This window comes from [Clostridium] symbiosum (assembly GCA_036419695.1).
GTDB lineage: Bacteria > Bacillota > Clostridia > Lachnospirales > Lachnospiraceae > Otoolea > Otoolea symbiosa_A.
Genome location: CP143946.1, coordinates 1,985,512 through 2,004,066, shown reverse-complemented (window position 1 = coordinate 2,004,066; position 18,555 = coordinate 1,985,512). Strand labels below are relative to the sequence as shown.

Genomic DNA, 18,555 nt, shown 5'->3' with positions numbered 1-18,555 from the left:
CCATATTCACTTCGTGAATACGTGTCTCCGACGGAACTCAGCGCCCGATTTTCTGCGGTGGACGCAGAACTCGCCATGCGCAGGTATAATGCCCCTTTATGGTCATTATACCATATCCACCCCCAAAACAAAACCTTATCACGCTGTTTCGGCGGAGCTTCCGCCCGCCTCCTGCCCTCGGCATCTCTTTTTCCCGTCCTGTTTCATCTACCTTCCTGCTTTTTGCATAAAAACATGTTTTCGGTAATAGATTGTAATAAACAAATCCGGAGGGCTTTTTTATGAGCTCTAAAACAAAAATAGTAGTGCTGCGCATGAAGGAAATTATTTACACTGCCATCTTTATCGGTCTTGGGATCCTTTTGGTAACGTTATTCCTTATCATGTTCCATCCGAAAAAGGACGCTGCCCAGACGGCATCCGACAGTGTACAGTACATACCGGGCGTATACACAGCCTCTCTCGTCCTTGGCAGCCAGAACGTCAATGTGGAAGTAGCCGTCGATGCGGATCATATCAATTCCATCAGCTTCTCCCCTCTCAGCGATTCGGTCGCAACGATGTACCCGCTGATGGCTCCGTCAATCGCCCAGCTTTCCGAGCAGATCTGCCAGACGCAGTCGCTGGAAAACCTATCCTATCCCGAGGGCAGCCAGTATACCTCACAGGCGCTGGTCAATGCAATCCGCACCGCGCTGGACAAAGCTTCATCAAATTGATGCAAAACACACCGCACCAGGCGATAAGGGCGGAAACAGGGACAGAAAATTCCAGCAACACAGAATTTTCTGTCCCTGTTAAATTGTCCATTTTTTAACATATTTTTCAGATTTTTCTGTTTTTTATTGTATTTTGTCAAACTCAGTGAGATAATGGACGCATGTTCTGATTTTGAAGCAGTGGCTGTGACCGGTTGGAAACGGTAAAACGCGCTTCGAACGGCAGAAAAATCACAAAATGGGGGAGGAATTATTATGAACGAAACGGGGAATTCATTCATTACCATCGACCTGACGAAAATCAGGTCCAATATGGAAAAAATCAGGAAACACGTAGGGCCGGATGTGGAAATTATGCCTGTTCTGAAGGCAAACGCATGCGGTCATGGCCTGATCCGCACCGCGGACTGGCTGATAAGCGAATGTAAGATCAGAAGGCTGGCCGTAGCCCAGGTGCGCGAAGCACAGACACTAAGGGAAGCCGGAAACCGCGCGGAGATTATGGTGCTGGGAGGAGTGCCGGTCAACAATCTGCCCTACGCGGTGCAGGAGGATCTCATTCTTCCGGTCTTCCGCACTCAGGATGCCGCCCTCCTGTCCGGACTGGCCTTGAAAAGTGGAAAAAAAGCCCGCGTCCATATAAAGATAGACACCGGGCTGGGGCGCATCGGCGTAGAAAAGGGAAGGCAGCTTGAGGATCTCCTCGATGGCATCCTCCCGCTTCAGGGACTGGAAATCGAGGGCGTTTTCACCCATTTCGGCGAGGCCGAGGTGGCCAACCCTGAATTTACCGAACAGCAAATCCGGGATTTTGAGGAGGCGGTCGGGCAGATACGGGCTAGAGGCATCCAGCCGCGTTACATCCATGCCACCAATACCCCATCCACGGTACGGTTCAAAAAAGCCCATTATAATATGGTGAGGACAGGCCTTCTCTGGCTGGGCTATGATCCCTGCCTCGACGAGGAAAACCGTCTGGGCCTTGAAACGGTGCTGGACTGGAAGACATTTATTACCAACAAGAAATACGTCCCTGCCGGCAGGAGCATGGGCTACTGGAGAAGTTTTACGGCAAAGCGCGACACCGTAGTCGGAATTGCCAGCTTCGGGTACGGGGACGGCTATCTGGAGGATTTGGGCAAGAAGGGCGGCTATGTGCTGATTCACGGCAGACGCGCCCCCATCATTTCCGTCTGCATGGATCAGACGTTCTTAGATATCACAGATATTCCAGAAACGGAAATTGGTGACACAGTCACGCTGATCGGCCGGGACGGCGGGGAAAAAATCGACGCGTTTGACCTGGAAAAAATCACAGAGAATTCTTATGTCGTATACCTCTGTAACATCAGTGAACGCCCGGTGAAAATTTACAAAGATCAGGAATAGGCGTTCTTTATCCGTAACGGCGTTTCATAGAAAAATAGCAGCCGGGCTGTATCCTGCTGCCCAGAGTGTCGACAAAGTCGCCACTCTGTAGAATTTATGGCATAACGCCATAAATTCTAGTCACCGAAGGAAGAACTGCCGATTTCCTCGCGCAAGGGCTAAAGCCCCTAGAAATCGGCAGTTCAGCACTACGGCGGAACTGAATTCCACCTACGTGATTTGAAATGAGGGTTACACTCTCAAACTCCTGATATAAGGAAAATATAGTTTGTCGACAAGATGAGCAGCCGGGCTGTATCCGGCTGCTATTTTTGTGGCTGGATGACGGTAACACGCATTATTTTTTACAAAATATAAAACAGGTATTGACCCTCACGTATCGTGATATTGTATAGTAATATCAGAAGGAAGGTTACATGCATAACTTCCTCTCTATCTTCAAAGAATCATACCGGTAGGATTCGCCCGTAAATATGCAGATAGTAACTATATAAATCGTATATAAGCAGACAGATAGTTAATTCGCAAATAACAGGAGGCAGATAAGATGATGACTGTAAAACAGGTTTCATCGCTGACCGGTGTCAGCGTAAGAGCCCTTCAGTTTTATGACGAGATTGGCCTGTTCAAACCATCGGAGGTAACGGATGCAGGATACCGTCTGTATGATGACCGTGCGCTGGAGGTACTGCAGCAGATTCTGTTTTTTAAGGAACTCGACTTTACCCTGAAAGAGATCAAGGCGATCATGGAGAGTCCCGGGTTCGATAAAACGGAAACCTTCATAAAACAGCGCGAACTGATACAGGTGAAACGCGACAGGCTGACTTCCCTGTTGGGACTGCTGGATAAGCTGATCAAAGGAGAAACGTGTATGGATTTCAGTAATTTTGATATGGAACGGTATTTCACCGTTCTGGAAGAATTTAAAAAAACAGAACCGGAAAAAATCGGAAAACAGATGGGCGGCATGGAGCGCTTTGACGAGATGCTCCTGGATTTAAAATCACGCGGGGATGAAATTGCCGCAATGGCCGTCAAACAGTTCGGAAGCATTGAAAATTTTACAAAGGCAATGGAAAAAAATTTACAGGCTTTCCTGTCGGATGGCCCGCCCATCGCCCCGGAAGAGGTGGACGGCCTTGTTGAAAAGACCGAAGAAATCACCAGAAGACTGACCGCCGATTTGAGTAAAGACACTTCATCCGCGGAAATCATGGCGATTACCGGAGAACTCATTTCTTTCACCGAGGAATGCAATCAGGGCGTTGATATGGGAGAAAACTACTGGCAGTTTATGGCCGACACTTACGTGTCATCCCCCGCTTTTACCGAGGTGACCGACAAAAAATATGGAACCGGCGCATCGGCATTTATCAGCCGCGCCCTGAAGGATTATCTTAAAGAACGTCAATAACGGATAAAAACCGGACGCAGAAGCCGGTAGAAATGCCCTGCTGGGACAGTGAATTCTGTCTCTGCAGGGCATTTGCTTATCTTAAATTATTTTATTTGTTTATATTAATTGTTTCATTTTAATCTGATTATAAAACAGGCCCATTCAGCAGGCACTGTTTCACCGCTTCCAGAAATCCTCCCGCATAGATGCTGACCGAGGAAACCGCATCGCCTGCGTAGCCGGAGTCCGAAAGGAGGCCTTTCTCCGTCTGGTTCTCTACCAGGTATCCGGCCAGGATGTCCGCCTGCTCATACCACTTCGGACCGTTTTCCGTCATCGTATACTGACCCTCTTCGGAAAGCTGTCTTTTTCCGGCTCCCTCTGCATTCACCGCATCCCATTTGAGAGCAATGATTTTATGATCCTTTACCGTCATGGAAATTGTGTCGCAGAATCCGTTGTCGTCGGCCTGCCCGCTCTTCCAGGAATACGCTCCGTCGGCCGCAGCAGCCAGCAGCGCATCAAGGCTCATATGGGAGGTGTCGCCCTTTGCCAGAAGAAGGCATTTTTTCAGGCAGTCAATAAATCCTCCGATATGGATGCTGACCGAGGAAACCGCATCGGAGGTTCCTCCGTCGTTCATCAATCCTTCCGTCGTCTGGTGCTCTATCACATAACGGGCCAGCTCGTCCGCCTGCTCATACCACTTCGGACCGTTTTCCGTCATCGTATACTCGCCTGCTTCGGACATCTGTCTTTTGCCCGTTCCGTCCGACTGCACGGCATCCCATACGAGCTGTGTGATTTTATTTCCACTTATTTCAATTCTGATTTCGTTATAAAAACCGTTTTCATCCGGCTCGGCGTCGCGGTAAACGTAGGCTCCGTCCTCTATCTCCTTCAAAAGCTCAGCCACCTCGGGCAGTGCTTTTTCGGCATTCTCCTGGGCAACCTCCTGCTCAATAATCGCAGCCAGTTCGGTGCCCTCTTTCACTGCTCCCCGCACACAGTTTGCCATGGCCGTCTTGACCGCGTTGCTGGTCATCGTGGCGCCGGATACGCTGTCCACACTGTGGGTCTGCTTCATCCAGATGTCCTTTGAAAGCTTTACGGCCGCCGCCTTTCCAATCTCCGGCGTTTCATCCGGAGCGTTCACTTTCACATCGTCTATTCCGTATTCTGAAAATCTGGCTGTCACGGTAATCGGTCCGCCGTATCCTCTCGCACTTCCCTCGTAAGTTCCTTCATTATAAATCGGCACATCCGACACAGGCAGGTTTCTGCCCGCTATGGATTTATAAAGAGGCCCTGAAACCGCAATCAGTCCTCCCGCCAGTACAATCATGATTCCTGCCCCGGCAAGCCCTGCCGCCATGCTGTTCTTTCCGTTGTTCTTGTCGTTTTTCTTCACGTTTCTCGAATCCTTTCCTTTTTCATCGGCTGGTGTTTCTGATACATGGGAAAACTTCCCCCGAATAGTATACAGGAACATGGCATGATATTCAATAAATTTTATAGAAATTATATATTTTTGCAAATATAGAAAAAATATACATTTCTTAAACCGGCGGGTACCTTTACCTATTTCCGGCCGCCGGTAAAAAATCAAAATATCCGGCCAGACCGGGAATATTTTGCCCTTAGTCTGGCCGGATACCTTTATTTTATTCATTTTCCGCCAATTCCGTATTCAGCTGCCGCTTTCCAAATATAATTATGGCGCATCCTCCAACCATGAAACCATCATGATACTCTCTATATCTCATCCTGATAGATATCGGCCGCCAGGGCATGATACTCTTCCGGCGGAATTCTAAATGCCGGGGACTCTTCCACTGCCGCAATGAAAGCCGGGACATCATCGTCAAAATCATAGGTCCAGAGGGTTTCATTCTGACTGCCGAGCCGGTCGTCGGCCGGGTAGATAAGATCCAGGTGGATCTGTTCCATATAATCGTACTCTCCATCCACCTCTATGGTAAACTGCCTTACCATGGAAAGATAAAACTGATCTTCTCCCGTCACATCATACACTCCCGTCTCAAAGAGCAGGCTGTCGTCGGAACAGTCAAAACGGAGACGGTTAAATTTTTTAAATACCTCCCAGGCGGTTTTCAGATCCGGCTCCTTGGGATTGAATCCGGCCTCCTTGAGGGATGCCCTGAGTTTTCCCAGCGCATCCACTGTTTTTAAAAGCGTTTCTTTCTGTTTCTTATTTTTCTGTGAGCGATCCGCTCCCGGTTTATGTTCCATGTCCAACCTCCTTATCATAGCACTGTTCCGCACCGGCAGACGGCGGTAGTTCCGTCCGGCGGACTACCGTATGTGTAATCGAATGCATCTCAAGCGCCAGCTCAACCGCCGGTTCAAAATTCCTGCGTGACCGGATCAGCCTGCGCAGCTCGTCCACCTTAAGCTTATAATCATTTACCGTATCCGTCATATCGTCTTCCTCCGCTCATCGCGTTTCCGGGTGTTGCACTGTTCTTTTCATCATAGTTGTCTTTCATTATAATTCATTCTTTGGCCGCGGTCAATCATAGGGAAGGGGATAGCAAAAAGCACGCCCCACAGAGCGTGCTTTCCGTTATTCCCAGCCTTCAATGAAAGCGCATTGCTGCGTCTTCACCGTCCGCTTTCTTATTTAATAATCTTTACAGGGCACTTCGCCGCGCACTTGCCGCAGTTGGTACACTTCTCATAATCGATTACCGCAAGGTTGTTATCCATATGAATGGCGTCATCCTCGCACTGTTTGATACAGAGTGTACAGCCGATACAGCCGTTGTCACATTTTGCCTTGACCGCCGGTCCCTTATCGTGGGAATTACACTGTACCAGGTGCTCTGCCTTATACGGAACAAGTTCAATAAGATGCTGCGGGCAGGCGTCCACACATTTGCCGCAGGCCACACACTTCTCTTTGTCTACGACTGCAATGCCGTCGATCACGTGAATCGCGTCGAACTGACAGGCAGTTACACAGGAACCGAATCCCATACATCCGTAGGTGCAGGCTTTGTCACCGGAACCCGGAACAACGGCCGCCATCTTACAGTCCTTGATACCGTAATAGTTATACTGTGATTTTGCCTTGTCACAGGTGCCTTTACATTTTACAAAGGCTACCATCTTCTCGCTGCTGCCGGCTTCCACACCCATGATGGCTGCGATTTTCTCGGCACAGGGAGCGCCGCCGACCGGGCAGGCGTTGATTGGGGCCGTACCTTCGGCAATGGCTTTTGCAAGGCCGTCACAACCAGGGAAGCCGCAGCCGCCGCAGTTGTTGCCCGGAAGTTCTTCCCTGACAAGGATTTCTTTTTCGTCTACTTCTACTTTAAATTTCTCGCTGGCAACTCCGAGGAGCACACCGATGATAATACCGGTGAGACCTACGATAACCGCCGCAATAATAATTCCAGTTATATTCATCCTTCGTCTCCCCCCTTAAATTAATCCGGAAAATCCGAAAAATGCGATTGACATGAGACCTGCGGTAATTAACGTAATCGGGGATCCCTGGAAGTTGTATGGCACATCATTGAACTCAATTCTCTCACGCACACCGGCCAGAAGCACGATTGCAATGGTAAAACCAACTGCGATACCGACGCCGTTGACAACGCTCTCTACGAAGTTGTAGGTTTTCTGTACGTTTGTTAATGCCACGCCGAGAACGGCACAGTTTGTTGTAATCAGGGGAAGGTATACACCGAGCGACTGATACAGCGAAACCATATTTTTCTTAAGGAACATCTCTACGAACTGTACTAAAGCCGCAATAACCAGGATAAACACGATGGTCTGAAGGTATTCCATACCAAAACGCACCAGGATGTTATCATAGATTAAGCTTGCCACTGCGGATGCAATCGTAATTACGAAGATTACGGCCACACCCATACCTGCTGATGTCTCTACCTTCTTGGATACGCCAAGGAATGGGCAGATACCGAGGAACTGGCTTAATACAACGTTATTTACCAGGGCTGAGCCGATGGCAATTAATAGTAATTCTTTCATCTATCCATTCCTCCTATTCTGTTTTCTCAGGTTCTTTTGCAGCTTCGGCTTCCGCTTTCGCTTCCTCGGCTGCCTTCTTAGCTGCCAGGGCCTTTTCCGCCGCAGCTTTCTTCGCTGCCGCCGCCTTAGCCGCCTCCTCTGCCGCTTTCTCAGCCAGCGCCAGATGGTTCACCGCACATGCGGAACCCGCACAGCTTGCACAGTTGCCGCCGCATGCCAGATTGGACTGAGGCACGGAACCGTTGGTTGCAGAAGGAGCTTTGAACTTATTCTGGAGCGCGGTCAGGATTGCAAGGACAAAGAACGCACCCGGAGCAAGCACAAAGATCGAAATGTGGAAATCTTCCGGGATAATCTGTTTGCCGAAGAAAGCTCCGCCGCCCAGGAATTCACGGAAAATACCGATACAGGTCAGGGCGATGGAGAATCCAAGACCCATACCAAGTCCGTCGAAAAGGGAGGAAATTGCATCATTCTTAGAAGCGTAAGATTCGGCACGGCCAAGGATGATACAGTTAACTACGATTAACGGAATGTAGATACCCAGCGATGCGTAAAGGGAAGGTACATATCCCTGCATCAAAAGCTGGACTACGGTTACAAGGGTTGCCACGATAACGATGAATGCCGGGATACGCACACGATCCGGAATAATCTTACGCAGCGCCGCAATAATTAAGTTTGAAAATACAAGAACGGCTGTTGTGGAAAGTCCCATGCCCAGACCGTTTACGGCAGATGTTGTAACTGCCAGGGTCGGACACATACCTAACATTAACACGAAGGTTGGGTTTTCTTTAATAATACCGTTTGTAATACGTTCTGTATATTTGTTCATATCTCCCACCTCCTGTTAGTCTATGAAATTCTGTTTGCAGTACAGGGCTGCATTTACCGCATTGGTTACTGCCTTGGACGTAATGGTCGCGCCGCTGATGGCATTGATCTCAGCATCGCCGGCATTGCCGCCCTTTACAACGGTGAGCTCCGTAGCGGTTTTACCGTCATACTGGGTTCTGAACGCGTCTTCCTTCGCCTTAAGGCCCAGACCCGGCGTATCGCTGATTTCGCGGAAACCGATGGCGGTAATGCTTCCGTCTTCCTTAATGCCGACGGAGATGGCTACTTTTCCGCCGTAGCTGTCATTGGAATAGGAATTGACTACATATCCGAGGTCACTGCCCGCGTCGTCCTTTGCCACCATAACGGTCTCAACGCCGACACCGCCGAAAGCGGATGTTGCAAGCTGTGTATTGCATTCTTCCAGGTTGATTTCGCTTGACTCCTCAAAGGAGGAAGCCTCCGGGAACACACCTCTGTAAGTCTTGTTGTTTGCTTCAATTGTGGCCTTTTCGATCGGGCCTTTTGTCACTTCATATACGCCTCCCAGCGCAATACCGGAAATCAGGGTGATTGCAAAAAGGATAAAGGCGTCTTTCATAAATCCGGATTTAGCTGCCATTATTTCTTACCTCCCTTTTTTCCAAATGCAGTCGGAAGGGTGAACTTCTCGATTAACGGAACCAGGATGTTACAGAAGATAATCGCATAGGAAACACCCTCTGCAGAGCCGCCGAAGATACGGAAGAGGCCTGTCAGAAGTCCCAGGGCGATACCGAATACATACTGTCCCTTTGGTGTAATCGGGCTTGTTACATAATCAGTTGCCATGAAGAAGGCGCCAAAAATCAAACCGCCGCCGCATACATGGGCCAGAATGTAGCTTACATCGAATCCGCTGTAGATTGCGGCAAAGATTGCAACCGTTGCAATATATGTAAGCGGGATACGCAGTGTGATAACCTTTCTGAATACCAGATAAGCGGCGCCGATTAACAGTGCAATCACGGAAACCTCACCGATGGTTCCAGGGATACGTCCGATAAACATAGCCGTTACATCCACCTGCTCCCCTGCCTTTAACATAGCCATTGGAGTTGCACTGGCTACTGCATCGGAGAACGGCTCGGTAAATGTGGTCATCTTGCCTGCGAATGAAATAAGCAGGAAACATCTTGCCGCCAGGGCCGGGTTCATCCAGTTCTGGCCAAGACCGCCGTACATCTGTTTTACAATGATGATGGCGAATACACCGCCCAGGCATGGCATCCAGACCGGAATCTGAGGAGGCATGTTGAGCGCAAGGATCATACCGGTAACAACGGCGCTGCCGTCATAAACGGTAATCGGTTTTTTCATCAGTTTCTCAAAAATATATTCGGAAAGTACGCAGGATACAACTGTAGCAATCAGTACAAGAAGTGCGTGCATACCGAACTGCCATACACCGTAAATGGATGCAGGAAGCATTGCAATTGCCACGTCAAACATGATTGCCTGGGTGGAATGTTTACTTCTTACATGAGGTGATGACGATACGTTAAATAATTTTCCCATTTCTTCACACCTCCTACTTTCTGCGGCTGGCCGCCACTGCTTTACGCAGCTCTTTGAATGCCTGTGTCAGCGGTCTCTTGGCCGGGCATGTATATGCACAGCAGCCGCATTCCACACATTCCATACCGTTCAGCTTCTGGAATTTCTCCATGTCGTGACGCTCCGCGGCGTCCATCATCATCTGCGGCACAAGGTGTTCGGGACATACGTCCACACACTTTCCGCACCGGATACACGGAGTCGGATCCATTGCTGCAACCTGGTCTTTTGTGAATGTAGTCAGTGCAGAAGATGTCTTGGCCACCGGGAAGTCAAGGCTGAATAAGGCCTGGCCCATCATTGGCCCGCCGGAAATCATCTTCTCTGGTTCTTCCTTAAATCCGCCTGCGGCTTCTTTAAGTCTGTTGTAATTCGTTCCCAGCCTTACCTCAAAGTTCTGAGGATTCGCTACGGCATCGCCTGTTACCGTGATAATCTTACGCATCAGCGGCGTAGATTTGCAGACTGCATTATAAATAGCAGCCACAGTGTCAATGTTGTCAACAACACAGCCTGCGTCTGCCGGCAGCATGGAAGAATTGATTTCTCTTCCGGTAACGGCATAAATCAGGGTACGCTCACCGCCCTGCGGATACTTGGTAAGCAGCGGACATACCTCAATTCTCGGCTCATCTTTTACCATCTCCGTCAGTTTCTTGATCGCTTCCGGTTTGTTATTCTCAATGCCGATGATTCCCTTTGCATTGTCAAATAACTGGAGGATGACTTTCAGTCCGCCGATAATCTGTTCCGGACGCTCCATCATTACACGGTAGTCGCTCGTCAGGTAAGGCTCGCACTCTGCGCCGTTCACAATTACGTGATCGATGGCAGCCTCATCCTTCGGCGTCAGCTTCACATGGGTTGGGAAACCGGCTCCGCCTAAGCCGACAATACCGGCTTCTTTAATGATATTTCTGATTTCTTCCTTAGAAAGCTTTGTGTAATCCCTCTCGTTACCAAAACCTTCAATCGCATTCTCTTCCCCATCGTTCTCTACGATGATAGACTGTACCATTGCACCATTCGCTACCAGTCTCGGTTCGATCCCCTTTACCGTACCGGAAACAGAACTTAAAACATTGGCGGAAATAAAGCCTCCGGCCTCTGCAATAATCTGACCTTTCAGTACCTGGTCGCCTTTGGCAACCAGTGGTTTTGCAGGAGCGCCAATGTGCTGGGACAGCGGATATACCATCTCTTCGCCCTTTTCAGGAACGATTACCTGGATCGGTTTATCCTCAGACAGTTCTTTTCCCTCATAAGGATGAATGCCGCCTATAAATGTAGCCAAACCCATCAAATAAACCCTCTTTCTCTAGTTAGATTTTCTCTCCCGGATGTGAATTTTTTATCAGATTTTCGTGAATTTTTTATCACTTCCAGGGTTAAAAGCTATCGCGTATAGTATAGCATAGGTAAATGTTTTTAACAATTGGGAAATTTAAGATAATCGACCGTTTTTTGTATAAAAATTAATACAAAATTTATTTTTTTCGACTGGTGTTTCATACAGAAACGACAAAAAAGGCTGCCATAAATTTCCCATGGCAGCCGATTCTTCGTATTTTTATTTAACAATTTTTTACCTGTAAAACAGGTAGAATGCCGGATGGCGGGAGGCGCATTCCGTTTCCACCGTATCCGGCTCCGCCAGGATGTACGGCTCCTTCAATTCAACTTTTTCCCGTCGGTCCGGCCTTTCGTATTTCTGTTTTGTAAAAGAGGGGTCCAGAAACCATATCCGCTCCGGTCTATCCGTGCCGCGTCCGTTTTCGTCCCCGTCCATCCCGGCCGCAAACAGGTAATGGCCTCCGTCGGAGAAAATGCCGTTTTTTCTCCCCACGTTCACCACCGCACAGCCGCCCTCTCCCAGGCATTTGCGCAGATCATCCATTCCTCCCGCCGTCTCAAACCGCAGCCCGTACAACTCTGCCGCCGCCTCTCCCAGGCGCTTCATATCGGTGCCGAAAACATTGGCCCCCGATTCCACGGACAGCTCAATACACCCTTTGATGGGAAGCAGCTTCCCCGTCATAAATTCCACCATCATGCAGATGCAGCACAGGCCGCAGCCGGCCACGGCCACGCTGGGATACGGTTTTTGCAAACGCTCCCCTCTTTCAAGGGTCGTAGGGTAAGGCACGCAGGCATAATTAAGCTGGTTGACCGGCCTCAGGGAAGGCGGCTTCATCCGGCCTCCTCCCGCGTCTTCTGCGCCGTCTGCGGTTTCAGCGCTCCGTCCGCTATCTCCTTCCAGTAATGGCAGGCTATATAATGTCCGTTTCCAGCCTCCTCAAGCTTCGGCCCCGAGTCAAAGCACCGTTCCTGTGCATAAATGCACCTGCTGCAGAAACGGCATTTGTCGCCCGGATTGATCGGCGAGGTGATCTCGCCCCTCAGCAGGATCCGCTCCGTCTTCTGATGGATTTTCGGCCGCGGGATGGCGGACAGCAGCGCTTTTGTATACGGATGGAGCTGATTTCTGAACAGTTCCTTCGACTCACACATCTCCACCATCTGGCCGAGATACATCACCCCTATATCGTCCGAAATATGCTTCACCACAGACAGGTCATGGGTGATAAAAATATAGGTAAGGCCCCTCTCCTCCTGCAAATCCTGCATCAGGTTCAGGATCTGCGCCTGAATCGACACATCCAGGGCCGAAACCGGCTCGTCACAGACGATGAATTTGGGATTCAGCGCCAGCGCCCTGGCAATCCCGATACGCTGGCGGCGGCCGCCGTCCAGCTCGTGGGGATATGTATTGTAAAGCCTGCCTGCCAGGCCTACCGTATCCATCAGCTTCAGCACTTCCCGGTCACAGTCGGATGAAGATGCACACATTTTAAAGATTTTCAGCGGTTCTCCGATGATCTCGCTGACCGTCATACGTGGATTGATGGAGGAATAGGGATCCTGGAAAATCATCTGCATCTCCTGATGCAGTTCCTTCATCGCATGGCGTCCCGGGTTTGAGATATCTTTGCCGTCAAACAGAATGGTTCCTTCCGTGGGTTCCAGCAGGTGCAGGAGCACCCGGCCGAGCGTCGATTTGCCGCATCCCGACTCCCCTACGATCCCCAGGGTCTTCCCCTGTTCCAGTGTGAAGCTGATATCATCCACCGCGTGCAGCATCCCCTTGGGAGTGCTGAAATATTTCTTAAGTCCTTTTACTTCTAGCAGTGCCGCCATCTCTTACTCCTCCCTTCTTCCGGCGTTTTGCCGCGGCAGGTGGCATTTCACCATATGGCCGGGCGCCGTCTCCCGGAGAGACGGATCCTCCGCCAGGCACCGCCCGGTGCAGTGCGGACACCTGGGGCTGAACGAGCATCCCGCAGGAAGGTTCGTCGGATCCGGCATGAGGCCCGAGATGGGGCTGAGCCGTTCCGTGTCATTGTCGAGATCCGGAATGGAACCGAAAAGGCCGATCGTATACGGATGCTCCCCATGGTCGTAAATATCTTCCAGATTGCCGTACTCCACGATTTCACCGGCGTACATGATGGCAACCTTATCGCAGACCTGGGCAACGACTCCCAGATCGTGGGTAATCAGGATCATTGAAGTATTCAGCTTATCCTTTAACTCCGTCATCATCTCCAGCACCTGGGCCTGGATTGTCACATCCAGCGCCGTTGTCGGCTCATCGGCAATCAGAAGTTTTGGGTTGCAGGCCAAGGCGATGGCGATCACCACCCTCTGCTTCATCCCTCCCGAAAACTGATGGGGATAATCCTGGTAGCGTTCTGCATTGATTCCCACCATCTGAAGCATCTCCTGGGCGCGGACAGAGGCCTCGGCCGGCGAGCACTGGTTGTGGAGCCGCACCACCTCCGCTATCTGATCCCCCACCGTCATAACCGGGTTTAAGGATGTCATGGGATCCTGGAAAATCATCGAGACTTCCCTGCCCCTCATTTTCCGCAGCTCGTGCTTTGACTTCGTCAGGACATTTTCTCCCTGGAATACGATTTCCCCGCCCACGATTCTTCCCGGCGGGTTTGGAACAAGGTTCATAATGGCGAGGGCCGTCGTTGTCTTGCCCGCCCCCGTCTCTCCCACAAGGCCCAGAGTCTCCCCTGCGACCAGATCAAACGACAGGTGATTCACGGCTTTCACCACGCTCTTTTCCTTGACATAGTGAACCGACAAATCGCGGACCGATAATATAGTTTCGCTCATTTCGTTCCTCCTTTACGTTTTCAGTCTGGGATCCAGGGCATCTCTTAAGCCGTCCCCGAACAGGTTCAGGCCGAAGATAATCATGGCAATGGCAACGCCCGGGAATGTGACAATCCACCATGCCTTCCTTATATAAGCGCGTCCCGCCGACAGCATGGCGCCCCATTCCGCCGAAGGAGGCTGGACGCCCAGGCCGATGAAACTTAAGGCCGACGCCTCCAGTATGGCTTTGGCAACGCTCATTGTAATCTGGACGATAATCGGAGCCAGACAGTTGGGCAGAATATGTTTCATAATAATACGGTAATCGGACGCGCCGATGGAACGGGCCGCTTCGATATACTCCTGCTCTTTTACCGAAAGGATCGAGGCCCGGACAATTCTCGCATAGGCCGGGACGGCTCCGATTGCAACGGCGATAATTACATTCCTGATTCCGTTTCCAAGGGCCGCGACAATTGAGATTCCCAAAAGGGTGCTCGGGATGGCCAGCATAATGTCGATCAGACGCATCAGGATATTGTCCGTCCTTCCGCCGTAGAAACCGGCTAAAGAACCGGCCAGCATGCCGATGACGGCCGATAATGTCGCCGCCACGGCTCCTATCATCAGGGAATAACGGCTTCCGAACACGATTCTGCTGAATATGTCGCGGCCGAATTCATCGGTGCCGAATAAGTGCTCACCGCAGGGTTTCATAAATTTCCTGGTCAGATCCTGCTCGTCCACACCGTAGGGAGCGATAAAATCCGCAAATACCGCAATCAGTATCAGGATGGCGATTAACGCCAGGCCGAACATAGCCAGCCTGTTTCTCTTCAGTCCGTTCCAGGTCTGGGTAAAAAGCCCCTCTTTTTTAATGGAGGAATAATCGATCGCATCATTTACCGCCGCTTCTGCTGTGCCTGCCATATGTTATTCCTCCTTTCCCATCTTATCTTCTGCCGCACCGGCTTTTTCGTTCCTCACGGCCTGCATTGACGCCCCGGCCGGGACCGCTTTTCGGCCGGAGTTCTTATACTGTGACTTAATTCTCGGATCCACAAAGGCGTACAGAATGTCCACCAGCAGATTGACGATGGAGAAGGCAAATGCGATAAACAGGACTCCGCCCTGCACCATCGGATAATTCTTTACATTGATGGCATCCACCATCAGCTTTCCGATTCCCGGTATGGAGAAAATGGACTCCGCCAGAATCGCGCCGCCGAGCATGCCGCCGAAGGAAATTCCCACAACGGTGATAATCGGGATCAGCGCATTTTTAAGCGCATGACGGAACACGATTACAATCTCCTTCTGCCCCTTTGCCCGCGCGGTTGTAATGTAATCCTGGCGGATGACCTCCAGCATCGCCGACCGCGTCTGGCGCATGATGGTGGCGCTGGACGCCATTCCCACGGTCAGGGAAGGCAGAATCCAGTGCAGGGGCGTATCAAACCCCGAGGGCGGCAGCACCTTAAAATGAACCGCAAAGATGATAATCAGCATCAGGCCGGTCCAGAAGTTCGGCATGGACACGCCGGTCAGGGCGAACACCGTCGCTATCTTGTCAAAGATGGAATACTGCTTCACCGCCGCTATCACTCCGGTCACGACTCCGATGACCGTGGCAAAGGAGACGCTTAAAACCGCCAGCGTCACGGTAGCCGGCACTCTCTTTAGAATCTCGATGGACACCGACTGCTTCGTCGTATAGGATTTTCCAAAATCAAATTTTGTCACAATGTTTTTTATGTAATTGAAATACTGTACCAGAAAGGGCTGATCAAGTCCCAGCTCACGGTGGAGCGTATTAATATTTTCCTGGGTGGCATCCATTCCCAGCATATACTCCGCGGGATCTCCGGGAGTAAAATACAGGAGGCTGAAAATAATCAGGGAGACGCCCAGCATGACGGGAATCAGCGCCAGTATACGTTTGAATATAAACTTGCTCATTAATCTCTCCTTCCGCATTGCCGTAAAGCGCACGGGTTTTTTGCCATTGGTCCGGCCCGGCCGGGTTACCGTCCGCTTTATGGGCGGGCGATAATCTCATCCACGATCTGTTCCATGTATTCGAGGGATGCCTCCGTCATCTTCTTTCCTATCTCATAGGTCGCTTTTCTGGCGTCCCCCAGGGCTCCATTTAACGATGCGTCGTTTTTCCAGCTCCAGGCGGCTCCTCCCTTCACAAAGGAATCATGGGTCAGCATGCTGTCCTGCATAATTCCCGGCACGCGCTCTTTCCGCACCGTCTCGGGACAGAGATAGAGGCAGGAACTGGTCTCCACCTCACAGGCATGGCCGATGAGCTTCGGCAGTCCCGTCAGCCCTCCCAGGGAAATTTCCGAACCGACCGCCGACCAGTAGGCATCAATTTCATGGTTCTGCTTTAAACTAATCACCGCGCCTTCCAGAGCCGGAAAATTGCCGCCGTGTGCATTTAAAAACAGGATCTTTCTGATTCCGTGTTTTGCAATGGAAACGCCGATATCCACCAGCAGGTGCATCATCGTCTCCACCTGCAGCGTCACGGTGCCGGGGAAATCCATGTGGTGGAGGGACAGTCCGTACGGCACGCAGGGGAATACAACCACCTTATTTTTACAGCGCTCCGCCAGTTTCTCCGCGTACGCGGCCGCTCTGGCCGCGTCGGTCGCAAATGTGGTGTTGGGGCCGTGCTGTTCACAGGAACCCACCGGCACCAGAGCGACTTTAATATGTTCCATCTCGGCCTCAAGTTCCGGCCAGGTCAGGTTATTCATGATCAGTTTATCCAAAATCTTACCTCCTGTTTTTCTCTGAGACGTTTTTTACTATTCGGCTACGGTGACGCCCGCAAAGGATGGGATGTTGCCCGGATCACAGTAGAAGTTTTCCACCTGGTCCGTAATCACGTAATTCACCGTCTTGTTTGCCACGCCTATTATGTAATACTGGTGGTAAATGTAGTCCTGAAGTTCCTCGTAAACAGCTGCTCTCTCCTTTGAATCGTAGGCGGCGCTTCCCTTGTCCAGGAGCTCGTCAATCTTCTTATCCACCGGCCTGAAAAAGCCGTCGCTTCTCGTGTCAAAATCCGCCAGGGCATGTCCCGGATCGCCTGTGGAGTAAGTTGCCGCCATAATCGTAACCTGATTATCCCCGCGTCTGCCCGCCGCTATAATCTCGGAAGTGGATGCGGTGGAAATATTGGCCGTCACGCCGATCTCTTTCCACATGTTCTGCGCAATGACGCCGATGTTCTGCTGCTCTGAGCCGTTTGGAAGATTGAGTTCAATTGTAAGTCCGTCCGCATAACCCGCTTCCGCCAGAAGTTCTTTTGCTTTCTCTACATTATATTCATGCTTTCCCTGCGATTGATAGGCAAATACGGTGGACGGCATGACGCTCTCGCTGACCGTCGCATAGTTTCCATACACCGTCTCCACCAGGGAGTCGAGATCCAGGGCCATGGACAGGGCCTGCCGGATTCTCACATCACCGAGCACCTCATCATCCATGGAAAATACGATATAGGACATGCCGTAGCTGTCGCCGGACACCACTTTAAGTCCGTCCGTCTCCGCCAGTCTGTCCAGGTCGCCCGTGTCGGGATCCAGTACGATATCGGCATTGCCGGACTCGATCTCCAGCGCCCTGTTTGCCGTCTCCGTGATAAACTTCAGGGTGAGGGTGGAATAAGCCGGTTTTTCTCCCCAGTAGCTGTCATTGCGCTTTAGGGTGATACTGGTTCCGCTCACCCAGTTATCGAATGCAAACGGGCCAGTTCCGACGGGACTGCGCCCGAACTGGTCGTCTCCCATCTCCTCCACCGCTTTTTTACTCACGATGCCGCCCCTCGTCGAGGTCAGATAATTGTATACGGCCGCAAACGGCGCTTTCGTCGCTACATCCACGGTCAGCTCGTCCACCGCCTTCGTGTTTTCGGCGTCAAAGGAGGCAAAAATGGAAGCGCTGGACGGTTTCTCCGTGGCCCTCTTAATCGTGTAGGCCACATCCTCCGCCGTCATTTTTTCACCGTTGTGGAAATATACATTGTCCCTCAGTTTGAAACGGATCGTCTTATCGTCTACCTGTTCCCAGCTCTCCGCAAGTCCGGGAACGATATTGCCCTCCTCATCTTTTTTTACCAGTGTCTCAAAAATCTGTACCTGGGTGGTCATGGCCACCAGCTCCGTGTTTCCGTGAGGATCGATGTTGGAGGGTTCCCCCTTAAGTACTGCAATCACTTCGTCTTTAACGGCCGCATTCCCTGCCGTCTCCCCTGCCGGGGCCTCTGTGCCGCTGCCGGTTCCCGCTTCGGAACCTGCCGGCGATTCACTCTTGCCGGAACAGCCCGCCAGAACGGCGGCCGCCAAAAGCATTGTCAGAAACAATCTCGTTTTTTTCATAACCTCTCTCCTTCTCCTTTGTATG

19 protein-coding genes are annotated in these 18,555 nt (G+C 50.9%); 3 read left to right on the top strand and 16 right to left on the bottom strand.

The window, feature by feature from the left end; genetic code table 11:
* Window positions 1–281 precede the first annotated feature (281 nt).
* From V3C10_09225 to V3C10_09215, 3 genes are all read left to right on the top strand, one after another.
* Window positions 282–719, top strand: a complete 438-nt coding sequence (locus tag V3C10_09225) for a hypothetical protein (GenBank protein WVP63967.1) — start codon at window positions 282–284, stop codon at window positions 717–719.
* A gap of 255 nt (window positions 720–974) precedes the next feature.
* The gene (gene alr / locus V3C10_09220) at window positions 975–2,108 is read left to right on the top strand and encodes an alanine racemase (GenBank protein WVP63966.1); all 1,134 of its coding nucleotides are present in this window, start codon (window positions 975–977) and stop codon (window positions 2,106–2,108) included.
* Window positions 2,109–2,655: 547 nt separating this feature from the next.
* Window positions 2,656–3,525: a MerR family transcriptional regulator gene (locus V3C10_09215; protein WVP63965.1), complete on the top strand. Its 870-nt coding sequence runs from the start codon at window positions 2,656–2,658 to the stop codon at window positions 3,523–3,525.
* 127 nt (window positions 3,526–3,652) lie between these two features.
* Here V3C10_09215 and V3C10_09210 read toward each other — a convergent pair whose 3' ends face one another.
* From V3C10_09210 to V3C10_09135, 16 genes are all read right to left on the bottom strand, one after another.
* Window positions 3,653–4,918, bottom strand: coding sequence for an FMN-binding protein (locus tag V3C10_09210; protein WVP63964.1), 1,266 nt, complete (start codon window positions 4,916–4,918; stop codon window positions 3,653–3,655).
* A gap of 344 nt (window positions 4,919–5,262) precedes the next feature.
* Window positions 5,263–5,760, bottom strand: coding sequence for a hypothetical protein (locus V3C10_09205; GenBank protein WVP63963.1), 498 nt, complete (start codon window positions 5,758–5,760; stop codon window positions 5,263–5,265).
* Window positions 5,750–5,950 carry a hypothetical protein gene (locus V3C10_09200; protein ID WVP63962.1) on the bottom strand — a complete coding sequence of 67 codons (201 nt, stop codon included), beginning with the start codon at window positions 5,948–5,950 and terminating at the stop codon, window positions 5,750–5,752. The genes V3C10_09205 and V3C10_09200 overlap by 11 nt, the downstream gene beginning before the upstream one ends.
* Window positions 5,951–6,147: 197 nt before the next feature.
* Complete coding sequence (locus V3C10_09195) at window positions 6,148–6,939, bottom strand: RnfABCDGE type electron transport complex subunit B (protein WVP63961.1); 792 nt, start codon at window positions 6,937–6,939, stop codon at window positions 6,148–6,150.
* 15 nt (window positions 6,940–6,954) lie between these two features.
* Entirely contained in the window at window positions 6,955–7,530 is a 576-nt protein-coding gene (gene rsxA / locus V3C10_09190) for an electron transport complex subunit RsxA (protein ID WVP63960.1), read from the bottom strand.
* 13 nt (window positions 7,531–7,543) lie between these two features.
* Window positions 7,544–8,368: an electron transport complex subunit E gene (locus V3C10_09185; GenBank protein ID WVP63959.1), complete on the bottom strand. Its 825-nt coding sequence runs from the start codon at window positions 8,366–8,368 to the stop codon at window positions 7,544–7,546.
* Between the two features lie 15 nt (window positions 8,369–8,383).
* Entirely contained in the window at window positions 8,384–8,992 is a 609-nt protein-coding gene (locus V3C10_09180) for an FMN-binding protein (protein WVP63958.1), read from the bottom strand.
* Entirely contained in the window at window positions 8,992–9,927 is a 936-nt protein-coding gene (locus tag V3C10_09175) for an RnfABCDGE type electron transport complex subunit D (GenBank protein ID WVP63957.1), read from the bottom strand. Before V3C10_09175 ends, V3C10_09180 begins: the two co-directional genes overlap by 1 nt.
* Window positions 9,928–9,940: 13 nt before the next feature.
* Window positions 9,941–11,266: an electron transport complex subunit RsxC gene (rsxC, locus tag V3C10_09170; protein WVP63956.1), complete on the bottom strand. Its 1,326-nt coding sequence runs from the start codon at window positions 11,264–11,266 to the stop codon at window positions 9,941–9,943.
* Window positions 11,267–11,551: 285 nt separating this feature from the next.
* Complete coding sequence (locus V3C10_09165) at window positions 11,552–12,160, bottom strand: hypothetical protein (protein WVP63955.1); 609 nt, start codon at window positions 12,158–12,160, stop codon at window positions 11,552–11,554.
* Window positions 12,157–13,164, bottom strand: coding sequence for an oligopeptide/dipeptide ABC transporter ATP-binding protein (locus V3C10_09160; GenBank protein ID WVP63954.1), 1,008 nt, complete (start codon window positions 13,162–13,164; stop codon window positions 12,157–12,159). Before V3C10_09160 ends, V3C10_09165 begins: the two co-directional genes overlap by 4 nt.
* Before the next feature lie 3 nt (window positions 13,165–13,167).
* The gene (locus tag V3C10_09155) at window positions 13,168–14,154 is read right to left on the bottom strand and encodes an ABC transporter ATP-binding protein (GenBank protein WVP63953.1); all 987 of its coding nucleotides are present in this window, start codon (window positions 14,152–14,154) and stop codon (window positions 13,168–13,170) included.
* A gap of 12 nt (window positions 14,155–14,166) precedes the next feature.
* Entirely contained in the window at window positions 14,167–15,066 is a 900-nt protein-coding gene (locus V3C10_09150) for an ABC transporter permease (GenBank protein WVP63952.1), read from the bottom strand.
* Between the two features lie 3 nt (window positions 15,067–15,069).
* The gene (gene nikB, locus V3C10_09145) at window positions 15,070–16,095 is read right to left on the bottom strand and encodes a nickel ABC transporter permease (GenBank protein ID WVP63951.1); all 1,026 of its coding nucleotides are present in this window, start codon (window positions 16,093–16,095) and stop codon (window positions 15,070–15,072) included.
* 77 nt (window positions 16,096–16,172) lie between these two features.
* The gene (locus tag V3C10_09140; protein WVP63950.1) at window positions 16,173–16,919 is read right to left on the bottom strand and encodes a creatininase family protein; all 747 of its coding nucleotides are present in this window, start codon (window positions 16,917–16,919) and stop codon (window positions 16,173–16,175) included.
* A 36-nt stretch (window positions 16,920–16,955) separates the two neighbouring features.
* Complete coding sequence (locus V3C10_09135) at window positions 16,956–18,530, bottom strand: ABC transporter substrate-binding protein (protein ID WVP63949.1); 1,575 nt, start codon at window positions 18,528–18,530, stop codon at window positions 16,956–16,958.
* Between the last annotated feature and the right edge of the window lie 25 nt (window positions 18,531–18,555).